Raw genomic sequence first — 20,866 nt, 5'->3', positions numbered from 1 at the left:
GATGAGCGAAGAACAACGTCCGGTTGCCGCCTTAGATCTGGCGGCAGCCAAAACGGAAATTGGTCCCTTACGGACTCAATTGAAGCAGTGGGGCCGGGAATATTATGAACAGGATCAGCCCACGGTTGAAGATTACGTTTATGACCGCGCTTACCAACGTTTGGTGCAGATCGAAGCGCGCTTTCCGCAGTTAGTGACGCCGGATTCGCCCACCCAACAAGTTGGGGGGCAAGGGGCCACCCAACTGGCCAAGGTGCCCCATGAAGTCCCGATGCTATCGATGGGGGATGTTTTTTCCCCGGCGGAATTGGCTGACTTTAATGCGCGCCAACAAGCGGGCTTAGCCGTTGACAGTTTAGCTTACAATTTGGAACTGAAAATTGATGGCTTGTCGCTGTCCTTGGTTTATGAAGCGGGCCAACTGGTCCAAGCATCCACGCGGGGGAACGGGCAAATTGGGGAAGATGTGACAGCCAACGTCAAAACGATCCAAGACGTGCCCCAAACGTTGCCGGAACCATTGTCAATTGAGGTTCGCGGGGAATGCTACATGCCCAAAGCAGCCTTCTTGGCTTTGAATGAAAAACGCGAAGCCGAGGGCCTGCCAACCTTTGCCAACCCCCGCAATGCAGCGGCCGGCAGTTTGCGCCAGTTGGATCCTACGATTACCAAACAACGCCAATTGGCCACCTTTATTTATTACGTTCCCGACTTTGCCACCTTGGGTGTGACCACCCAAGCGCAAGCCTTGGCCCGCTTGCAAGCCTTAGGGTTTGCGGTTAACCCGCATTCCCGGGTGGTGACGACGCCGGCAGAAATTGAGTCTTACCTAACGGAATACACAGCCCAACGGGATGATTTACCGTATGGGATCGACGGGATTGTTGAAAAGGTTAATGATTTGGCAACGCAAGTCCAGTTAGGTAATACCGTGAAGGTACCCCGGTGGGAAATTGCCTATAAATTTCCGCCCGAGGAAGCGGCGACGGTGGTGCGCGAAATTGAGTGGACCGTTGGGCGCACGGGAAATGTAACGCCCACGGCGGTGATGGATCCGGTCCAATTGGCGGGGACGACGGTGGCGCGGGCCTCGTTGCATAACCCGGATTACTTGGCGGCTAAGGATATTCGCCTAGGTGATACGGTCATGTTGCATAAGGCCGGTGATATTATTCCCGAAATTTCCCGGGTAATAATGGCGAAACGGCCGGCAACCAGCCAACCTTACCAGCCGCCGCAGGACTGCCCAGTTTGTGGGGCCGCCTTGGTCCACTTAGCGGATGAAGTTGCCTTGCGCTGTGTTAACCCGATGTGTCCGGCCCAACTCAAGGAAGGACTCGCTCACTTCGCCTCCCGCAACGCCATGAATATTGATGGGCTCGGTCCCAAAATTATTGAAGCCCTGTGGGAACGTAAAATGGTGCAAAACGTCGCCGACCTGTACCGCTTGACGGCTGCGCAATTATTAACTTTACCTAAATTTGCGGAGAAATCCGCGACCAACCTATTGACAGCAATTGACAACAGTCGGCATAATTCAGTCGAACGTTTGCTGTTTGGGTTAGGCATTCGCCACGTGGGGGCCAAAGTCGCCCAGTTGATTGCCCAACACTTTGGCGATTTAGCCGCGGTCATGGCGGCTGATTCGGCCGAAATTGCGGCTATTCCGGGTGTCGGCGCAACAATTGGGGACAGTGTGGCTACCTACTTTGCGAATGAAAAAGTCCAAGCTTTAGTGGCCGAGTTAGCAGCAGTCGGGGTCAACTTGACCTACGAAGGCGCCCCGGTGATGGTGAACGATACTTGGCGTGACAAACGCGTCGTTTTAACCGGGAAATTAAGTGCCTTTAGCCGGGCGGAAGCAACGGCGTGGTTGGAAGCCCGCGGGGCAACGGTGACCGGGAGTGTCTCCAAAAAGACCGATCTGTTGATTGCCGGGGAAAAAGCGGGCAGTAAACTGAAAAAGGCCAATGATTTGCAAATTCCAGTCTGGGATGAGCAACGCTTTGACCAGGCAATGAAGGAGGAAAATTAGACCGTGAAAAGGAAAAAATGGTGGGTTGTCCTGGCCACCATCGGGGTCAGCATCAGCTTAGCGGCCTGTGGTAATAAGAAAAGCAACAATGTAACGACAACTGGCAGTACCAGTGGGACTTACCAAGCCGTGATTAAGGGTGGGCATTACCAAACCAGTAAGGCGCGGGGAGTGGCCGTCCAGCAAAATGATAATACTTACAACTTGAAGAGCTTTGAAAATGGTTTGACCAATGTGATTGCCAAGAAGTTCTTTTCCCCGAAGAACTACATTTTTCAGGAAGGCCAATATTTGAGTGCCAGTACCTTAGGTGATTGGTTAGGCCGGCAAACCAGTAAGAATCCGTTGGGCTTGAATCCAGCCCAAGGCAAGAAGAGTGATCCTAACCCCTTGTACATTCAACAAATCGAAGAACAGGATTATGTCCAACAAAGTGGCAATTCCTTAAAATTGAAGGGTGTGGTGATCGGGGTCGGCATCAACTCGGAATATCAATACCAAAAGAAGAACGATGGGCCGTACTATACGAAAAAAATTTCCGATAGTGAAGTGCAAGCCCAAGGTAAGGCCGCTGCCGCGAAGATTGTAAAGCGGCTACGGGAAAAGAAAGACCTCCAAAACGTCCCGATTGTGGTCGCTTTATACAAGCAAGCGCCTCAAGACAGCTTGGTTGGCGGGACCTTCTTTGCTTACACGAAAACCAATAGTGCCCAGGTCGGCAGTTGGACAAAGTTGAATTACAAGAATGAGGTCTTGCCAAAGGCCACCTCAGCTGCAGAAGCCAACTCCAACAGCACTGGGACCAGCGGCTCGTTTTCCAACTTTAAGAGCCAAGTGCAAAACTTTTTCCCGAACATTAGCGGGGTTACGGCCCAAGCCCAATCAAAAGATGGCACCTTACAAGGCATGCACGTGACGATTACGACTCAGTTCTACAGCCAAACGGAAATCAACAGTTTTACGGGTTACATCGTCCAAGCGGCTAAGAAGTACCTGCCAAACGGGGTCCCAATTGATATCAAGATTCAATCCGATTCGAATATCCAAGCAGTGGTTTACCGGGATGCCGGTTCCAACAAGTGGAATTCGCACATTTTCGGCTCCTATTAACCGCCCGGTTCAAAACCGTGATCGTCCTTTGGCTTCGGTCACGGTTTTCTGCTTGGCGCTTTGCAAGAAATCCCTTGACAAAGCGGCATCGAAGCGCGGCTTGTGATAGAATAAAAATATTGTAAAGAATTTGGAAAAGAGGTTAGGAGAATGGCTGAGAAGTTAGGCCGTAAGGCGGCTGAACACGTGGCAGAATTGGCGAAGCTGTCCTTTACGGATGCGGAATTGGACCAATTTGTGCCCCAATTAGAAGCGACGATGCACCTGTTTGATGACCTGCAACAAATGGATACAACGGGGGTGACCCCAATGTATTCGCCCACGCAAGAAGTCAGCGTGATGCGCGAGGACGTGGCAGTCGCAAGCAACCAACGCGATGCACTGTTGGCCAATGCCCCAGAAACGGAGCAAGGCTTGATTAAAGTGCCAGCGATTATTGATGAAAGCGAGGATTAACGGATGGCTTTTTACGATACCGATGTCACCCAATTACACGATGACCTGGTTAACAAGCGGGTTAGCGCCACGGAATTGACCCAGGCGGCGTTTGCGCGGATTAAGGCTACGGACGATCAAGTCAAAGCGTTCTTGGCCTTAAATGAAGAAGCGGCTTTAAAGCAAGCCGCTGCCTTAGACCAAGCGGGGATTGCCCCGGACCAAATGCTGGCGGGGATTCCGCTGGCCGTTAAGGATAACATTGTTACGAAAGGGCTGACGACGACGGCGGCGTCTAAGATGTTAGCTGATTTTAAGCCGGTTTATGATGCAACGGTCGTCGAAAAGCTCCACCAAGCTGGGGTAATCAACGTCGGTAAGACCAACCTGGATGAATTTGCGATGGGGTCGTCCACGGAAAATTCGGCCTTCCAAACGACTAAGAACCCGTGGGACCTGACCCGGGTGCCAGGGGGCTCGTCGGGTGGTTCCGCTGCGGCCGTTGCGGCGGGGGACGTGCTAGGGGCCGTCGGGACCGATACAGGGGGCTCGATTCGCCAACCGGCGTCCTTTACTGGGGTCGTGGGGATGAAGCCAACTTACGGGCGGGTTTCCCGTTGGGGGGTCATCGCCTTTGGTTCCTCCTTTGATCAAGTTGGGTGGTTGTCGCAAAGCGTTAAGGACAACGCCTACATGTTAGAAGCGATTGCCGGCCTTGATGCCAAGGACATGACCAGTTCGCACCTGGCCGTGCCACACTACGCCGCTAATCTCGCCCAGGCTGACGTTAAGGGGCTCAAGATTGCCGTGCCAAAGGAATACTTAGGTGAGGGGATTGATGAAGACGTCAAGGAAGTCATCAAGGCGGCCTTGGCCCATTATGAATCCTTAGGGGCCCAGATTGATGAAGTCTCGATGCCACACACCAAGTACGGGATTCCTGCTTACTACATTTTGGCTTCCTCCGAAGCGTCCTCAAACTTGCAACGCTTCGACGGGATTCGTTACGGCTTCCGGGCTGATGATGTGAAGAATCTGGAAGACGTTTATGTTAAGACGCGTTCCGAAGGGTTTGGACCAGAAGTAAAGCGCCGAATCATGCTGGGGACTTTCTCCTTATCCGCGGGGTCATATGATGCCTACTTTGCCAAGGCGGCGAAGGTCCGGCGCTTGATTGCAGATGACTTTAACCAGGTCTTGGCGGATCATGACGTCATTATGGGGCCAACGGCGGTTTCGACGGCTTTCAAGGTCGGTGCGGAAATTACCGATCCAACCAAGATGTACTTAAACGACCTGCTGACGGTGTCCGTCAACATGGCTGGTCTGCCGGGGATGTCAATTCCGGCTGGCTTCTCTAAGGCTAACGGGATGCCAGTTGGGCTGCAAATTATCGGGAAGGCTTTTGATGAACAAACCGTTTACGATGCCGGGTACGTCTTTGAACAAACGACTGATTTCCACAAGCAAACGCCACAATTAGGGGGGCAAAACTAAATGAATTTTGAAACCACTATTGGTCTGGAAGTCCACGTGGAATTAAAGACCAACTCCAAGATTTATAGCCCGTCCCCGGTTAACTTTGGGGCGGCACCAAACGAAAATACCAATGTGATTGACTGGGGGTACCCCGGGGTCTTACCAAGTCTGAACAAGGGGGTAGTCAAAGCCGGGATCATGGCCGGCTTGGCCTTGCATGCTGAAATTACCAAGCAGATGCACTTTGACCGGAAGAACTATTTCTACCCGGACAACCCGAAGGCATACCAAATTACCCAATCAGAAACGCCAATTGCCCACGACGGCTGGGTTGAAATTGAAGTGAACGGCAAAAAGAAGAAGATCGGGATTGCCGAAATGCATATTGAAGAAGACGCCGGGAAAAACACCCACACGGGCCAGTATTCCTACGTCGACTTAAACCGGCAGGGTACGCCGTTGATCGAAATCGTCTCTAAGCCCGACATTGCGTCGCCAGAAGAAGCAGTGGCCTACTTAGAAGCCTTGCGACAACGCATTCAATTTACCGGGATTTCGGATGTGAAGATGGAAGAAGGGTCGATGCGGGTGGATACCAACATTTCCGTGCGGCCATTTGGGAGCGATAAGTTCGGGACCAAGACGGAAATGAAGAACATCAACTCCTTTAACTACGTGCGCAATGCCCTGGAATTTGAAGAAAAGCGGCACCAAGCAGTGATTCTCTCCGGGGGCACGATTGTCCAAGAAACCCGGCGGTATGATGAAGCCACGAAGGGAACCATTTCGATGCGCTCCAAGGAAGGGAGCGATGACTATCGTTACTTCCCCGAACCAGACTTGCCGCCACTGGAAGTTTCTGATGAATGGATTGATGAAATTCGCCAAGCCATGCCGCAAATGCCCGGTGAACGGCGGGAACACTACGTCAACGACCTGGGCCTGACGGATTACGATGCGATGGTTTTGACGCAAACCAAGGAAATGGCGGACTTCTTTGAAGCGGCGGTGGCTACTGGTGCCGATGCCAAGCGGATTGCCAACTACTTGATGAACGACGTCAACTCCTACTTAAATGATGAACACGTTGATCTGCAAGACACTAAGCTGACGCCGGACCACTTGGCCGGGATGGTGAAGTTGATTGACAACGGTACGATTTCTTCGAAGATGGCCAAAAAGGTCTTTGCCGGGATTATTGACGGGGAAGAACCGGCTGCCTTTGCCAAGGCCCACGGCTTAGTTCAAATGTCTGATCCCGCTGAATTAAAGCCAATCATCGATGGGGTCTTGGATAACAATGAACAATCGATCATTGACTTTAAGAACGGGAAAGACCGGGCAATTGGCTTCTTGGTTGGTCAAATCATGAAGCAAACCCGCGGGAAGGCTAATCCGAAGGTGGTCAACCAAATCTTGATGCAAGCCTTAAACGAACGGTAAGAAACGAGGGATGGTCATGCACAAACGCGCGCGAATTATCTATAACCCAACTTCGGGGCGGGAAGCATTGCGTGGCGACCTGGTGGACATCCTGGCTGTTTACGAACAGGCGGGGTATGAGACCAGCGCCTACGCAACGACGCCGGAACCCAATTCGGCTAAAAATGAAGCCACCCGGGCGGCCAAGGAGGGCTTTGATTTGATTGTGGCGGCCGGGGGTGATGGGACCCTAAGCGAAGTTATCAACGGGATTGCGGGGTTAAAACAGCGTCCTACCTTGGCAGTGATCCCGGCCGGCACGACCAATGACTATGCGCGGGCCCTGCGGGTACCGCGTGAGGACCCAATTGCGGCCGCGAAGTTGATTCTCAAGGCCAACAACCGTTTTAAGATTGATGTCGGCAAGGCCAATGACAACTACTTTATGAACATTGCGGCGGGGGGAACTTTAACGGAGTTGACCTATGAAGTTCCGTCGCAAATGAAGTCTTTGTTTGGCTATGCGGCCTACTTTGCCAAGGGGGCTGAATTATTGCCCCAGATCAAGCCAGTTGAGATGAGCATCAAATACGACGGCCAGGAATTCCGGGGCAAGGCTTCGACGATCTTTTTGGCCTTGACCAATTCGGTGGGGGGCTTTGAACAGATTGTTCCCGATGCTTCCCTTGATGACGGGAACTTTTCTTTAATTATCGTCAAGGACAGCTCGCTGGTGGGGATGTTGCAGCTGATGACCAAGGCTTTAAAGGGAACGCACGTGGATGATCCGCGGATTATTTACGCTAAGGCCAAGGACGTCATGGTCACCCCGCTAGACGACCAAGATCGCTTAATGATCAACCTCGATGGCGAGTACGGTGGCGATGCGCCAATGCACTTTGTCAACCTCAAGCAACACTTGGAAGTGATCGCCAACCTGGACGAAATTCCGAATGATGCCTTGACGGCCGATATGAAGAAGTATGAAGACGACTTTGTGCGCGGGGTTGATGAACTAGCGGATCAAACGGCCCACTAGTTTGGACATTCCACCGGGAACTTAGTAGAATAGAAGGGCTGGGATTTTCCCAGCTCTTTTGCGTACATAGGAAAACAGGAGGAACCACGCATGAAGTTACAGCTACCGGTCCACAAGAACGAACACCGCACGGGGACCGTAACGGATCTGACCTACGAAGGCAACGGGGTGATCAAAGTTGACCATTACCCGATTTTTATCCCGAACGCCCTGCCGGGGGAAACGATTGAGTACGTCGTCACCAAAGTTAGTAAGAACTTTGCTTGGGGGCGGGCGCTGGCTTGGCAAACCAAGAGTGCCGACCGGGTTGAGCTGGCCGATCAGCGCTACTTGCAGACCGGGATTGCGCCCTTGGGGCATTTAAGTTATCCAGCCCAGCTGAAGTTTAAGCAGAAGTTGCTGGTCGACCTCCTAGCCAAGGCCCATCTGCCGTTGGAAGTGGCACCGACCTTGGGGATGAAAACCCCTGTGCGTTATCGCAACAAGGCCCAAGTGCCGGTGAAATTAATCCGGGGACGCTTAGAGACCGGGTTTTACAAGCGGGGCAGCCATGATTTGGTGCCAATTGAAGACTTCTTGATTCAAGATCCGGTGATTGACCAAACGATCGCGGCGGTCCGGGATGTTTTACGCCGCCACCAGATTCCAGCCTATGATGAACAAACCGGGCACGGCGTGATCCGGACGGTGATGGTGCGGCGGGGGTATTATTCCCACGAGGTGATGGTGGTCTTGATTACCAAGACCAAGCACTTGCCGGCCCAACAAGCCCTGACAGCTGAAATTGTTGCCGCCGTGCCAGAACTAAAGAGTTTGGTGCACAACATTAACGAAAAGCAGACGAATAAGCTGTTGGGGGATCAGAACCGGGTCTTATGGGGCCAAGCCACGATTAATGATCAGCTCTTGGGGATCGACTTTAAGATCTCCCCACTATCCTTTTACCAGGTTAATCCCCAACAAACCGAAAAGCTGTATCAAACTGCAATTGAGCAAGCCAAATTGGACGGTAGTCAGACCGTGATTGATGCCTATTGTGGAATCGGGACGATTTCTTTGGCGGTAGCTAAGCACGCCAAAAAGGTTTACGGGGTTGAAATCGTACCGGCCGCGATTGCCGATGCCAAGCAAAATGCGGCCTTAAATGGGATTGATAACGCTGAATTTGTGGTGGGCAAGGCGGAAGAACAAATGGCCAAGTGGCAGGCCGCGGGCCTAAAGCCGGATGTTTTGATTGTTGATCCACCACGCAAGGGGTTAGCGGAAAGTCTGATTGAAGCCGCGGGTCAAATGGGTCCCAAAAAGATTATTTACGTCTCGTGCAATCCAGCCACGCTGGTCCGCGATTTGCAGCGCTTGGCGGCGGTGGGCTATCAGGTTACCAAACCAATTCAGCCCGTTGATCAGTTTCCACAAACGACCCATGTGGAGAGCGTTTCTGTCCTTGAGCGTGACGAGTAGTCACGCTCAAGGCCTTGGAAAAGATCTGATTTTAGCGGACTCAACCTACAGTTTGTGTAAAAAAACGATGGTTCCAGTTATGCTTGAGTCATGAAAGGAGGGCCCGATATGGATCAAATCAAAATTGGAAAATTCATAGCATCCTGTAGAAAAGAATTGGGCATGACTCAGGCAAACCTTGCTGAGAAGCTCGGAATTAGTGATCGGGCAATATCAAAATGGGAGACAGGCAAGTCGATGCCTGATTCAGGGCTCATGTTGGAGCTTTGTGATCTTTTAAAGATTAACGTCAACGAACTTCTGTCGGGCGAAAGAATTATGACCGAGGCATATGACAAACGGGCAGAGGCAAACCTGCTGGCGATGAGGCAAGAGGTTGAGAAAAAGAACCGCCAGATGCTTAGGATGGAATACTGGCTTTCTTATCCGGCTCTGATTGCTGGGTTGGCCATGGTGTTAGTGGCGGCATTCATAGAGATACCGGTTTGGCTACGAATTTTACTCACCGGGTTTGCACTCGTGATTATCCTTACGGTTGCCTTGATCGCCGTGGGGATTGAACAAACGGCCGGCTATTATGAATGCCAGAATTGCCACCACAGATATGTCCCTACTTACTGGCAGACAATTCTTGCGATGCATAGGGGACGGACAAGGTATATGAAATGCCCGGAATGTGGAAAACGAAGTTGGCAGAAAAAAGCTCTCACAAAAGAAGGCTAGGATAGACTAAGGCTCCTTACTACCGGCAAATGAGCTGGTGACGAGGAGCTTTTTTTATGGATTGGGGGTCTTAAGTCCGTTGGCTTACAGCCGGACCTGTCGATCTGGAACGCATTTTAGTAGGGGTGGTAGCGGGTTTTCCTAACCACTTAGCACCTCAAAATAACCACCTAGCGGGAATCGATCCTTCCAAAATATTACTTTTAGTACGGTCACCTTTTAAAAAAGTTAACAGAAGGTATAACTAAATTATTTCATTTTTGAGTAAAAGGAGCTTCCGCTTTTTCTTGTCACAAAATGTCAATTTAAGTTAGAAAAAAAGTAGTTGCTCATCAGTGACATACTTCATGAATACCTCGTAAGGTGTTTGATAGCCCAATGACTTGCGAGGAATGTTGTTCCGGTAGCTCATTATTTGAGCAACCTCTTCATCAGCTAGGTGGCGGAGATCGCGACCTTTGTGGAGCCCATCGCGCCACAGAAGGCCGTTGTTGTTCTCGTTTAACCCCCGTTGGTTAGGTGCCCCCACCTCGGCAAAGTAGGTCTGGAGGTCAAATTGGTTGGCAATTGCTCGCCAGTCAGCGAACTCCTTCCCATTGTCGAAGGTAATCGACTTGAAGTAGTGGGGTGGAAACTTTGCCAGCCATTCCTGTAAGTGCTGGATCACACTGGTGGCCGTCTTACTATGGACGTTAAGAATCACTTCGACTTTGGAAATCCGTTCGACCAAAGTCATAACGGCGCCCTGATGTCCTTTGCCCTGGACGGTGTCGGCTTCAAGGTGGCCGAATTCACGGTTAAAGTTGGGAAAGTCAACAGCCCGTTGGTGAATGCTTTGGCCAAGTTGACCAGCCTTCCCCCGCCGTTCTACGTAACCATTGGGGCGACGTTTGCCTTTCATCGGCAAAGTACGCACATCAAAGGTACCCCGCTCAAAAAGGCGGTAAAGCGTCCGCATACTACAGCTGAGTGGTCGTTCAGCGCGTCCCATGATTGTGTCTGGCGTCCAGCCTTGAGCCACCTTGGCTTTGATATAAGTTACCTCATCAGTGGGCAATTGAATGGCCTTCCGACCGCAATGAGCCTTGTTTTTACGATAGTGTTGGCAATACTCTTGGAGCGTGTGGCCGGCGGCCAGAAAGCGATAAACTCGGTAGACGGTTTCTAAGCTCCGGTGCAAAAGTTTGGCAGCTCGGTAGGCTTTTACTCCTTGGTCACGAAAATTAGCGATCATCGTTAGTTCGTCTATGGTAAGATGATGGTAGGTCATTTGTGGTGTCCTTTCTTTTGATGTATGGGTATTCAAAAGTCTACCACAAATGGCTTTTTATTTTTCTAACTTAATTTTACAAACCGCGAAATTACCAAACTTGATGACGGTCAAGTAACTTACTAGCTTCTTTTCTTATACTAAGGACAGTAAAAGGAGGTACCGATATGGTAAAAGTACAACGATTCCTGACTGAGCAACGGCAAGCATTGGTGATCGGCTTGACCGTTTTATTAATTCTGGCAGAAGCTTTTCGCTTTATCAGCTCAAATAACTTAATGTATCAGATCCTAATGGCCATTGCAGGGGTCATCGGTCTATTGCCGATTTTATTCACAGCCATCTCGTCATTAGAGGTACGGCTGATATCGATTGATGTTCTCGTCAGTATTGCGGTGATCGGTGCGTTTATCATTGGCGAATATAACGAAGCGGCGATTGTTACCTGGCTTTTTATGGTTGGTGAGGTATTAGAAAACGCTACTTTAAGGAAGACACGGTCGGCAATTAAGCAGCTAACCGAACTTGCTCCTCAAACCGCGGTGGTGATTGATGAAGATGGCAATACCAGTGACGAGGATGTGGACTTCATTGATCCAGGGGACATGGTCTTGATTAAGACCGGAAATCAGGTTCCAGTCGATGGCACGATCAAGACTGGGACTGCCGTTCTAAATGAAGCCAGTATTACTGGGGAGTCCCGGTTAGTTAAGAAACATCCTGGAGATGCAGTTTTTGCGGGAACCATTTTGGAAAATGGGACGGTGACGGTGAATACTACCGCGGCAGGCGAAGATACTACGTTCGGTAAAATTATTGAACTAGTGGAAGAAGCTCAGGATTCGCAAGCGAAGACGCAACGCTTTATTGATCGCTTCGCACGTTATTACACGCCAGTTGTGCTATTGGTAGCAATTATGGTTGGCTTGATTACACGAGACGTGCGGTTAGCAATTACCGTAATGGTTCTTGGCTGTCCAGGTGCGCTTGTGATTGGTGTCCCTGCATCTACTGTTGCTGGAATCGGTAATGGTGCTCGTCAGGGGATTCTCTTTAAGGGTTCCGATGTCATGGACCGGATGAAGCATATTGACGCGATTGCCTTTGATAAGACGGGTACCTTAACTGTCGGGAAGCCAGTAGTTACCAGTGTCAATGTTCTGAACGGAGACCGACAGACGATTATTGATCAAGCGGTAGCAGTTGAACAACGATCGGACCACCCGTTGGCACAAGCAATTAGCAAGCTAGATAGGAAGTACGATTATCAGCCAACCGATATTCAAACGATTAAGGGACAGGGAATCCGAGCGCAAATTGGTGAAGGTGAGTACTTATTAGGTAATCTAACCCTGATTAAAGACTTATTAGGTACCAGTTCAACTCTCGACCAACTCATTGATCAACTGACGAGTGATGGAAATTCGATTGTTATTTTTGCCAGCATGGATCACCATGAATTGGCAATCTTTGGTATCAAAGATCAGTTACGATCACAGGCACAATCGGCGTTACGACAATTAAAAGCGTTAGGGGTCAAACGACTCATAATGTTGACTGGCGATAATGAAGGAACCGCTCATCAGATCGCAGCTAACCTACCAATCGATGAAGTTCACGCAGCGATGCTTCCTCAAGGGAAAGCTGACTATCTCAAACAGCAACAGGCTGACGGTCATCGGATCGCATTTATTGGTGACGGGATTAATGATAGTCCGGCACTCTCCGTAGCTGATGTTGCAGTAGCAATGGGTTCCGGTACTGATGTTGCAATGGATGTAGCCGACCTAGTACTTGTGAAATCAGATCTGAATAGTCTAGTCACCAGTTTTCGCTTGGCACGGCGAACCATTACCAATATGAATGAAAACATCTTGATTGCCTTACTGACGGTAGTGCTATTGTTTATTGGACTTTTTGTTGGTTATATCGAAATGGCATCAGGAATGCTGATTCATGAGCTTAGTATTCTGATTGTTATTTTGAACAGTATGCGATTGATGAAACGAATTTCTCAAAATTGATGACAATCAATTTTTATTTACGGTGGCTAAATTACAATGAAAATAACAAAGGAGTGATAACCATGGAAAAAGTAGTGATGAAACTTGATGGTTTAACTTGTCCATCATGCCTAGCTAAGATTCAAAAAAGTGTTGAAAGCATTGACGGGACCGATGACGTGAAGGTACTGTTCAATGCGGGAAAGGTTAAATTTACACTAGATTTGGCCAAAGCTTCACCCGATGATGTTCAAGCAAATATTGAAAAAATGGGATACACGGTTCAGGGAATTAAGGTAAAGGAGCTATCAGATGACTAGTGAAGAACAGTATCAACAGGAACTAAAACAGAGCGATATTGATCACCATACACCAACGGCAGGGGCGATGACGGGTCATATCATTGCCAACTTATTAATTCATTCACTAAAGATTAGTCAGGCAAAGCTGTTTACGAAAGGGAATGCGGCATTGTTTTTATCCCAATATGGCGATGATTGGATTGCGCATGAACAGGAAGCATTTAATCACCTGAATCAGCTGCTAGTTCAGAATGGTGAGAGTATCCCAACGACGACGGATCATTTTCGTGAATTTACCATGCTAGAAGAAAGTGGTGCTGATAAGTATTTGCCAGGGGATGACCAATTATTTGCCTTGGTAAAGGATTTTGACACGCAGATTCTCTTTATCACGAAGGCCATTGCTCTTGGCAATAAAGAAGAATGGTCTGAATTAGCAGTAGATTTAACGGAATTATTGTCATGGATCAAAAAGCAAATTGCTTTAACCCAGCGCTTCTTGGGGCATGATTTACGGACGGGGTTGTATACTGAAGAAGATGATGACTTCTAACATTAAATGATGGAGGATACTCTAATGAAAGAAGAACTTTGTGTTCACCTGGTTCCGCTCTTTAATCAGTTAAGTTTAGAACGCCAGCGCCAAGTGGAACAGCTGGTTCATCACCAGCGTATTAAGCGCGGAACAATTGTTGTGAGTCCAGACAAGGATGACCGGTTAGTGATTGTAAAAAGTGGCCATGGTCGAATGTACCAACTAAGTGAAGATGGTGAAGAACGGGTGCAACGAATGCTGAAGACAGGTGATTATGTTGGTGAAACCTGGCTCCTGGGGGTTGCCAACCATAGTAGTTATGTAGAAATGACTACAGACAGTGATATCTGTATTCTTAATCGGCAAGACTTTATCCAATTGATTCACCACCGAAGCGAAATTGCCTTAAAACTAATGGCAGGACAGGCGGCAATGATTGAAAGTCTTCGTCAGCAAACACGGCTGATGGGACTGCCAAACATTGAAGAACGGGTAGTGACTTATCTGAAACAATTGATGGTTGATCAACAGAGTTCGGAAGTTAAGCTACCCTTGAAACTCAAGGACCTTTCTTCATACCTTGGGACAACCCCCGAAACATTATCGCGGACGCTTGCTCAATTGGAAGCGGATAGTAAACTCACGCGTCATTTGCGAACGATCCAAATTATTCATTTGTAAAAGGAAATGAGTCCAATACACATACAAAAGGCATTAAGCATTCAAAAGTTTTGAACGCTTAATGCCTATTTTTAACTCACCCGTGGGGGATGCTAGCCATTCAAGCCGCCATAGCTTATAGCCCTAAATATTTATCTTTAATCATTTCGGCTTTCTTAGCATGATCTTCAGGGTAGATGAAACTGTAATCAATGCCTAGTTTGGCTAGTTCATCAAGGATGGGACGTTTATATTTAGCCGGAATAATATACTTTTCCTTTTCATTTGGCAGATTGCAAGAAATAACTTGAATAAATTTAGTAACGCAGATTACGCAAAAAGATCTCAATCGGTGTTCGCCAATTTAAACATTTGAGTGGTCGGGAATTCAAATACCAGTTAATTTGAATCAATTCATCATCGGTAATCTCATCAATCGGTTGACCTTTGGGAATGAAGCGGCGTAGTACTCGGTTGCGATTTTCATTACTGCCGCGCGGCTTTGCCGGTGTTGATGATGTGGCCAAGAAATTAGGCATTAGCAAACGAACGCTGCAACGAAATTTAAAAGCAGAAGCAACCAACTTTCAACAACAATTAAATGAAACCCGTGAAATGTTGGCAAAAAACTATTTGCTTAATACAAACTTGTCAACCGATGAAATTGCATTTTTACTAGCTTATCAGGAAACGAATTCGTTTCAACGGGCATTTAATATATGGACTGGGCAAACCATTCATCAATTTCGACAGGATTGTCTTTCCTGATAAGTAATAAAAAACCAATTATTCTTTGTTGGCTAGTGGAGGGCGTTGCTGTGGATCTTCTGTGGGCCCTCAGTAACGGTTATTTGTTACTGTAAGAAGTACTGGTCTGGTCCCGGTCAAGGGGGAGAATTGAATTATATAAACGCTTAGGCAGCTAGTGCTCGATATTCGGCGGGTGCGCGGCTGCCTAATTTCGTTTGGGATCGTCTGTGATTATTGAAGTCGATATATTTCTTTATTGAGGTTATCAACTCTTCGTAAGGTTCAAATCTGTAATCGTAATAGGTTTCATCCTTATAGGGATTTCAGAAACTTTCTATTGGGGCATTGTCAATGCACTTGCCATTCGAGACACGTGGAGAGTGTGCCCGTCCTGGAGAAAACTAACTAAACCGCGTCATGGCGGGTTTTATTAAAATTTTGAGTGTACCTAACTTGAGAAGAAACCTTTCGCAAAGGAGACTCTTTTTTGATGACTTTTTTTAAAAGAATGTTGAAATATCGGCGCTTGTGATCTTTAAGTCGATCGGTTTCTGCAGACAGATAATGTGCATTCTTCAGACAAATAGGGAAGTGGTAGGAAGTTCTAGCTAATCAGCGGAAAGCCTTGGTAGATATAGGTTGGAGTAGGCGTAGAACGCTTTTTTCGTTCTATGATTCGTTGTATGATTAAGAAGAATCAATAATTGGGAGGGTGTCTAATGAATAAAAAGCACATGCTTGTGTTAACTGCTACAGGGTTAGCATTGATGTTAGCAGGATGTAGTCAACAAAGCTCATCGAATCATAGTAGCAATTCCTCAAGCCTACTGACTAGCAAGTCGAGTACCAAAATTAGTGCAGATAACTTAACACCGCAACAGATGGTTAGCCTGGTTACCACCTATGCTGGCAATAAGTATGGTCAGCAATGGTATCAAACTGCCAAGGATGCTAAAAAGAACGGTCTTCAGGTGGATCTTTATCCCGCATCCAACTATAAATTAGCGGATGATGGGCAAGGGGTTGCTTACAACGTTAAGGCGAGTGGTAAGTCATCTAACTTGGTTTATACTATTCAGGGCAATAGTGTTAATATCTACCAAGGAGCCAGTGCTAGCAAGAGTGGTAAAAAGCTCACCACCGTTAGCCGAGCAGACATGGTTAAAGACGTTAATAATCAGGGACAGGCTGATTTCGTTAATCAGCTAGCACAAAACGCCCAAGTCAATGATAAGCGTGGTAACGGTGCCACTAGTTCTCCAGACAGTCATTCCGCATCTGATACTTCTGGTAAATATGGTAATCAGGGTCCAGTGAACGTCCCAGATGAGATGCAGGGGACTTGGTACTCCGTTGATGATTACACCTCTGATGCTCCTTCCATTACTTTTGGTAAGAACACGATGCAATATCATGGCGGTGATAATACTACTAATGACGTTATCCATCTTTATAAACAAGATAGCTCATTTATGTATGATGAAGGTAATATGACCAATCAGGCGATTCAGGATGCCACCCAGAACTGGAGGCGAACCGACTTCTTTGATCATGATGGAATACACTGGCTTCACATGGAAGGTTGGTGTCAGAGTGCTGGTGCTGGTGTCGATTACGCAGTCCACACTGAAACCATTGATGGCCAGCAAGTCAAAGTATTAGTTGCGGCCAGTGGTGCTAGACCATGGACTGATAGCATCTATTACCAAACCCCAAGTCAAGCGCAGCAAAATAAGAACACCAAATTCGATGATTTACATTACCGCGACGATGAGGACGATTAACTAGCGTGCTTAAAATAGGTAATTTATAGATAAGGTGAGGTTTATTCGCTAATATATATTTTTATCGCCCTACTGGTGTCCAAATTTATTAAGGGAATCTTTTCATACGAGAAATTAGTGATATTGGAGCCTGTGGTTGGTGGGAATACGAAAAAATAATTTATCGTAAATGGGCGAGAATCCCTCCGCTTCAATAAGCCAGGGATGAATTGGTCTGGTCCCGGTCAAGGGGAAAATTGAATTATGTAAACGCTTAGGCAGCCAGTGCTCGATATTCGGCGGGTGCACGGCTGCCTAATTGCGTTTGAGATCGCTTGTGGTTGTAAAAGTTGAAGGACTCCTTTATTGAGGCTATCAATTCCTTGTAAGTTTCAAGACGAAATTGGGGCAGGAATCCCACTTGCAATTACTTCATCCGTGATGGCAATGTGGAAAGGATGGAAGCCGTCAAATTGACCGGATGCAAATACATAGCATATATACGGGAGAAAGCATCCAATTGTTTCGATAATTGCTTTAACAATGTTTTTTCGCGTTAAGCCAAAAGATTTAAATTTCTCTTTTCGAAGCATACAAACAATAGTACTTCCTAGCCCCGCTACGCCAAATTGTACTCCTGTCATCAGCAATAATCCCAATATCGATGTCCAACTTTTTTTGATTCATCGCAATTGCTCTCCTTTTCTTGGATTGGCGCACACCTTCACCATCTTTAAACATGAACTCGCTAGAGCGTTGATCAATGGTAATTTTGCTTTTTGAATTGCAAATTGTTAAGATAAGAATTACCCAATTATGAAAGCGGTGACAATGATAAGGCGGGAAGGTGAATTGGTTTGATTTCAGAAGCACCACAGGCCAAGGCGGTTGTGATCCTGGTTCACGGGATGCAGGAGTATAGTGAGCGCTATGCGGACTTTTGTAAATATTTGAATGGCTGTGGTTATAGTACGCTTCGCTATGATCTGTTGGGACATGGGAAAGAATTACCCGCCGCCGAACGGGGCTACTTCGGCCAAAGTGGTTGGCAGAATCTGGTGCACCAACTTCACCAGTATGTTCAGCAGGCCCATGTGCGGTTTCCCGGGCAGCGGGTGATGTTGTTTGGTCATTCGATGGGGACGATTGTTATTCGTAGTTACTTGCAGCACTATCATGACTTTGACGGGATGATCTTGACCGGCGTCCCGTACTACAATCCATTATGGCGGGGCGGTAAATTGCTTAGCAAGATAGTGATTCAATGGAAAGGTCCTCGGCACATCAGCCCCCTTTTGACCAAGCTAACAATTGGCGGATTTAACCGAAAGATTAGCCATCCCCTCACTGATGTTGACTGGTTAAGTTATAATCGTTTGAATGTGCAAGCGTATATTCATGATGCGGCGTGTGGTCACCCGTTTACTAGCCAGGGTTATCACGATCTATATGAGGGCATGCGCGAACTAGGCAAGTTACGTCATTTTACTAGTCCACATCCGGTGCCCATCTTATTTCTGAATGGGGCGGATGATCCTTGCGCAGGAAATATGGCCCAAGTAAAGCAGACCGCGCATGTATTGCAAAACGCTGGCTATCACGACCTCACTTTCAAACGCTATCAGAACATGCGGCATGAGATTCTGTTTGAAGCGAATGCCATGGTAGTCAAGCAAGATATTGTTAACTGGCTTGACCAAAACTGTGCTCGCCAGCCACCACAGGGACAGTAACGGAGTGGCCCTAAGTTTAACCGCTTTGAGCTACTGGAGGGCCTTGGCCGGTACAAAAAAAGCCGCCCCAACTAGCCTCGTTGAGGGCGGTAAGTCTGAGCAACTGATTAGCGTCGCTGGCCCAATTCCCAAAAGGCCAGTGCTGAGGCCGCGGCGACGTTCAGGGAATCGACCCCTGCCGTCATCGGAATCTTAATTGTAAAGTCACTGTGATCGATCGTGGTTTCCTGTAGGCCCGGCCCCTCTGAACCGAGGATAATGGCTAATTTTTCGACTTGGTGTAACTGTGGATCGTCAATTTTAATGGTATTGTGACGTAGGGCCATGGCCGCCGTTTGAAAACCGGCCTGGTGCAGCAATTCAATTCCGGTGGTGTACCAAGTCTGGGCGTCTACGTAAGTCCACGGGATTTGAAAGACCGTCCCCATTGCCACCCGGGAGGCCCGCCGGTAGAAGGGATCCGCCGAATCACTGGTGACAATGATCCCATCAATGCCTAGTGCGGCCGCCGAGCGGAAAATGGCGCCGATGTTGGCGGGGTTAACCACGCTTTCCAAGACGGCGATCCGGGGCTGGGGGGTAGGCAGGGCCGCTAAGAAGGTGGTGAGGTCCGGCCGTTTAATCCGGTGCATCGCCGCTAAGGCCCCGCGCAAAAGGTTGTAGCCGGCCAAGTGCTGCAGGACTTCCCGCTTGGCAACGTAAATCGGGGTTTGGCCCAAGCCAGTCGTTTGATTGGCCGCCATTTCGCGGTCTAATTCGGCTAAATCACGAGCCAGGACCTTTTCTTCAACCAGCAGTGAAGCGGGACGATAGCCGGCGCGCAAGGCCCGTTCGATTACCTTAGGACTTTCGGCGATAAAAAGACCGGGGTGTGGTTCTAAGGCATGGAAGAGTTGTGCCTCGTTGAACTTAACGTAAGGCGCAAGTTCGGGGGCGGTGAGATCATTGAGAAAAATTAAGTTGTGCATTAGCTGTCTACCTTGCTTTAATTGTTAATGTGTCACATTGTAGCACATTTAAGAAGCTATTGTAGGGGGATCTTTCGGAGGCTACTTTCGTAATTATGTGGACAATTCAACCATACACGGTTTATTTACAATTGCGTCAAACCGTGATTTTTCACTGTGATGCAAGGAAGGTCATTAATTTAAGCGATAATGAAAATTTCAAGGCTGCTTACCAGTGGATGATTAAACTAATTGGCTTGGTATCCGAGCAAAAACTTTCAGCGTGTACTGTCCGGTGGTAACTAGCAAAGAAGAATGATAACAAGTAGTAGAAAATTTTGATAATTTGTCTTTCACTAAACACCAAAATCCTAAGGAGCAATCTTGACAACGAATTTTTGATATTACGCCACGTCATGATGGATTGGTACCGGTGAAATTGTACAGGGATGTTTTAAGCAGTTAAAATTGGAGCAAGTATGTAAGTTTGACGACTGAAAAAAAGGAAATTGGGTGCAGTCGCTTCCTTCTCTTAGTTAGTTTTGTGTTAATTATTTGGCGCTAAAGAGCGACGCAATGGAGGTATAAATGAAAGTATATATCCAAAGTAATTCTCATAATATCCCCCTTAGTATTAATTGTTATGCGGCGATGAGCGGCTTTCACCAAATGGGATTTGAAGTGGTACCATTTCAACAATTAACCGAAGTGTTGCCACACATGACGCAAGTTGATCTTGTGGTTGGAGGGCTTAGAAGTGTTTGTCAACGATTGAAATTCTTAAAAATTGATTGTAGCGAGCTCAATTACCCTAAGTCATTACGACAATACTTAGGCCGTCAAATTTGGTATTCACAAATTAATACCATTAACCATCATCCAGAAACTTGGCCGATATTTGTTAAGTCTGTTGAAGGAAAGCGAATTACGGGAAAAGTAATTCGAACACCAAAGGATTTGATTGGCTTAGGATCGAGTTATGAAAATCCAACGGTAATTTGTAGTGAAGTTGTTGATTTTGTGGCTGAATGGCGTGTTTATGTTCGTTATGGGCAAATTGAAGGTGTTCGACCATATACTGGTGATTGGTACTATCATTATGATCCGCAAGTTATTGAAGATTGTCTTCAGGATTATCAAGATCAACCAGCCAGCTATTCACTTGACTTTGGCATTACCAAAGATGGACAAACACTATT

The 20,866-nt window shown here is 47.6% G+C and carries 19 protein-coding genes and 2 pseudogenes; 16 read left to right on the top strand and 5 right to left on the bottom strand.

Annotation, left to right across the window (positions count from 1 at the left end):
* Position 1 precedes the first annotated feature (1 nt).
* The 8 genes from ligA (at position 2) to BN54_RS04705 (ending at position 9,704) form a co-directional block, all read left to right on the top strand.
* Positions 2-2,035, top strand: coding sequence for an NAD-dependent DNA ligase LigA (gene ligA / locus BN54_RS04740; RefSeq protein WP_040469952.1), 2,034 nt, complete (start codon positions 2-4; stop codon positions 2,033-2,035).
* A gap of 3 nt (positions 2,036-2,038) precedes the next feature.
* A complete protein-coding gene (locus tag BN54_RS04735; protein WP_019206013.1) occupies positions 2,039-3,145 on the top strand; it encodes a CamS family sex pheromone protein in 1,107 nt (368 codons plus the stop codon).
* Positions 3,146-3,295: 150 nt separating this feature from the next.
* Positions 3,296-3,601 (top strand): Asp-tRNA(Asn)/Glu-tRNA(Gln) amidotransferase subunit GatC, encoded by a 306-nt coding sequence (gatC, locus tag BN54_RS04730; RefSeq protein ID WP_019206012.1) that lies wholly within the window; start codon positions 3,296-3,298, stop codon positions 3,599-3,601.
* A gap of 3 nt (positions 3,602-3,604) precedes the next feature.
* The gene (gene gatA, locus BN54_RS04725) at positions 3,605-5,077 is read left to right on the top strand and encodes an Asp-tRNA(Asn)/Glu-tRNA(Gln) amidotransferase subunit GatA (RefSeq protein ID WP_019206011.1); all 1,473 of its coding nucleotides are present in this window, start codon (positions 3,605-3,607) and stop codon (positions 5,075-5,077) included.
* Positions 5,078-6,502: an Asp-tRNA(Asn)/Glu-tRNA(Gln) amidotransferase subunit GatB gene (gene gatB, locus BN54_RS04720; protein WP_019206010.1), complete on the top strand. Its 1,425-nt coding sequence runs from the start codon at positions 5,078-5,080 to the stop codon at positions 6,500-6,502.
* Between the two features lie 16 nt (positions 6,503-6,518).
* On the top strand, positions 6,519-7,520 hold the full coding sequence (locus BN54_RS04715; protein WP_019206009.1) for a diacylglycerol kinase: 1,002 nt from the start codon (positions 6,519-6,521) through the stop codon (positions 7,518-7,520).
* 90 nt (positions 7,521-7,610) lie between these two features.
* Positions 7,611-8,981 (top strand): 23S rRNA (uracil(1939)-C(5))-methyltransferase RlmD, encoded by a 1,371-nt coding sequence (gene rlmD, locus BN54_RS04710; RefSeq protein WP_019206008.1) that lies wholly within the window; start codon positions 7,611-7,613, stop codon positions 8,979-8,981.
* 108 nt (positions 8,982-9,089) lie between these two features.
* A complete protein-coding gene (locus BN54_RS04705) occupies positions 9,090-9,704 on the top strand; it encodes a helix-turn-helix domain-containing protein (RefSeq protein WP_019206007.1) in 615 nt (204 codons plus the stop codon).
* Between the two features lie 310 nt (positions 9,705-10,014).
* Here the strand turns inward: BN54_RS04705 and BN54_RS04700 are convergent, their stop codons facing one another.
* Positions 10,015-10,974 carry an IS30 family transposase gene (locus tag BN54_RS04700; protein WP_019206006.1) on the bottom strand — a complete coding sequence of 320 codons (960 nt, stop codon included), beginning with the start codon at positions 10,972-10,974 and terminating at the stop codon, positions 10,015-10,017.
* Between the two features lie 167 nt (positions 10,975-11,141).
* On the opposite strand from BN54_RS04700, the gene BN54_RS04695 reads away from it, so the two are divergent.
* The 4 genes from BN54_RS04695 (at position 11,142) to BN54_RS04680 (ending at position 14,495) form a co-directional block, all read left to right on the top strand.
* Positions 11,142-12,998, top strand: a complete 1,857-nt coding sequence (locus BN54_RS04695; protein ID WP_019206005.1) for a heavy metal translocating P-type ATPase — start codon at positions 11,142-11,144, stop codon at positions 12,996-12,998.
* Positions 12,999-13,060: 62 nt separating this feature from the next.
* On the top strand, positions 13,061-13,297 hold the full coding sequence (locus BN54_RS04690; protein WP_019206004.1) for a heavy-metal-associated domain-containing protein: 237 nt from the start codon (positions 13,061-13,063) through the stop codon (positions 13,295-13,297).
* Positions 13,290-13,832 (top strand): DNA-binding protein, encoded by a 543-nt coding sequence (locus BN54_RS04685; RefSeq protein ID WP_019206003.1) that lies wholly within the window; start codon positions 13,290-13,292, stop codon positions 13,830-13,832. Before BN54_RS04690 ends, BN54_RS04685 begins: the two co-directional genes overlap by 8 nt.
* Before the next feature lie 24 nt (positions 13,833-13,856).
* Positions 13,857-14,495, top strand: a complete 639-nt coding sequence (locus tag BN54_RS04680; RefSeq protein WP_019206002.1) for a Crp/Fnr family transcriptional regulator — start codon at positions 13,857-13,859, stop codon at positions 14,493-14,495.
* A 296-nt stretch (positions 14,496-14,791) separates the two neighbouring features.
* Here BN54_RS04680 and BN54_RS10025 read toward each other — a convergent pair.
* Positions 14,792-14,971, bottom strand: a pseudogene (locus BN54_RS10025) (IS30 family transposase); the annotation flags it as partial.
* On the opposite strand from BN54_RS10025, the gene BN54_RS04675 reads away from it, so the two are divergent.
* On the top strand, positions 14,928-15,242 hold the full coding sequence (locus tag BN54_RS04675; RefSeq protein ID WP_081583802.1) for a helix-turn-helix transcriptional regulator: 315 nt from the start codon (positions 14,928-14,930) through the stop codon (positions 15,240-15,242). The pseudogene BN54_RS10025 and the gene BN54_RS04675 sit on opposite strands and share 44 nt — an antisense overlap.
* Before the next feature lie 146 nt (positions 15,243-15,388).
* On the opposite strand, the pseudogene BN54_RS10590 reads toward BN54_RS04675, so the two are convergent.
* Positions 15,389-15,529, bottom strand: a pseudogene (locus BN54_RS10590) (IS3 family transposase); the annotation flags it as partial.
* Positions 15,530-15,943: 414 nt separating this feature from the next.
* On the opposite strand from BN54_RS10590, the gene BN54_RS04670 reads away from it, so the two are divergent.
* The gene (locus tag BN54_RS04670; RefSeq protein ID WP_019206000.1) at positions 15,944-17,008 is read left to right on the top strand and encodes a hypothetical protein; all 1,065 of its coding nucleotides are present in this window, start codon (positions 15,944-15,946) and stop codon (positions 17,006-17,008) included.
* A 371-nt stretch (positions 17,009-17,379) separates the two neighbouring features.
* Here the strand turns inward: BN54_RS04670 and BN54_RS10220 are convergent, their stop codons facing one another.
* Complete coding sequence (locus tag BN54_RS10220; RefSeq protein WP_155818282.1) at positions 17,380-17,631, bottom strand: hypothetical protein; 252 nt, start codon at positions 17,629-17,631, stop codon at positions 17,380-17,382.
* 213 nt (positions 17,632-17,844) lie between these two features.
* On the opposite strand from BN54_RS10220, the gene BN54_RS04665 reads away from it, so the two are divergent.
* The gene (locus BN54_RS04665) at positions 17,845-18,720 is read left to right on the top strand and encodes an alpha/beta fold hydrolase (protein WP_019205998.1); all 876 of its coding nucleotides are present in this window, start codon (positions 17,845-17,847) and stop codon (positions 18,718-18,720) included.
* A gap of 107 nt (positions 18,721-18,827) precedes the next feature.
* Here the strand turns inward: BN54_RS04665 and BN54_RS04660 are convergent, their stop codons facing one another.
* A complete protein-coding gene (locus BN54_RS04660; RefSeq protein ID WP_019205997.1) occupies positions 18,828-19,688 on the bottom strand; it encodes a TrmH family RNA methyltransferase in 861 nt (286 codons plus the stop codon).
* Positions 19,689-20,255: 567 nt separating this feature from the next.
* On the opposite strand from BN54_RS04660, the gene BN54_RS10015 reads away from it, so the two are divergent.
* Positions 20,256-20,866, top strand: a 611-nt coding sequence (locus BN54_RS10015; protein WP_081583819.1) for an ATP-grasp domain-containing protein, incomplete at its 3' end; no start/stop codon positions are given.

Origin of the sequence: Limosilactobacillus ingluviei str. Autruche 4 (assembly GCF_000312405.1) — a bacterium.
Lineage (GTDB): Bacteria > Bacillota > Bacilli > Lactobacillales > Lactobacillaceae > Limosilactobacillus > Limosilactobacillus ingluviei.
The sequence above is the reverse complement of the archived record's forward strand: the minus strand, read 5'-3'. Positions and strand labels throughout refer to the sequence as shown.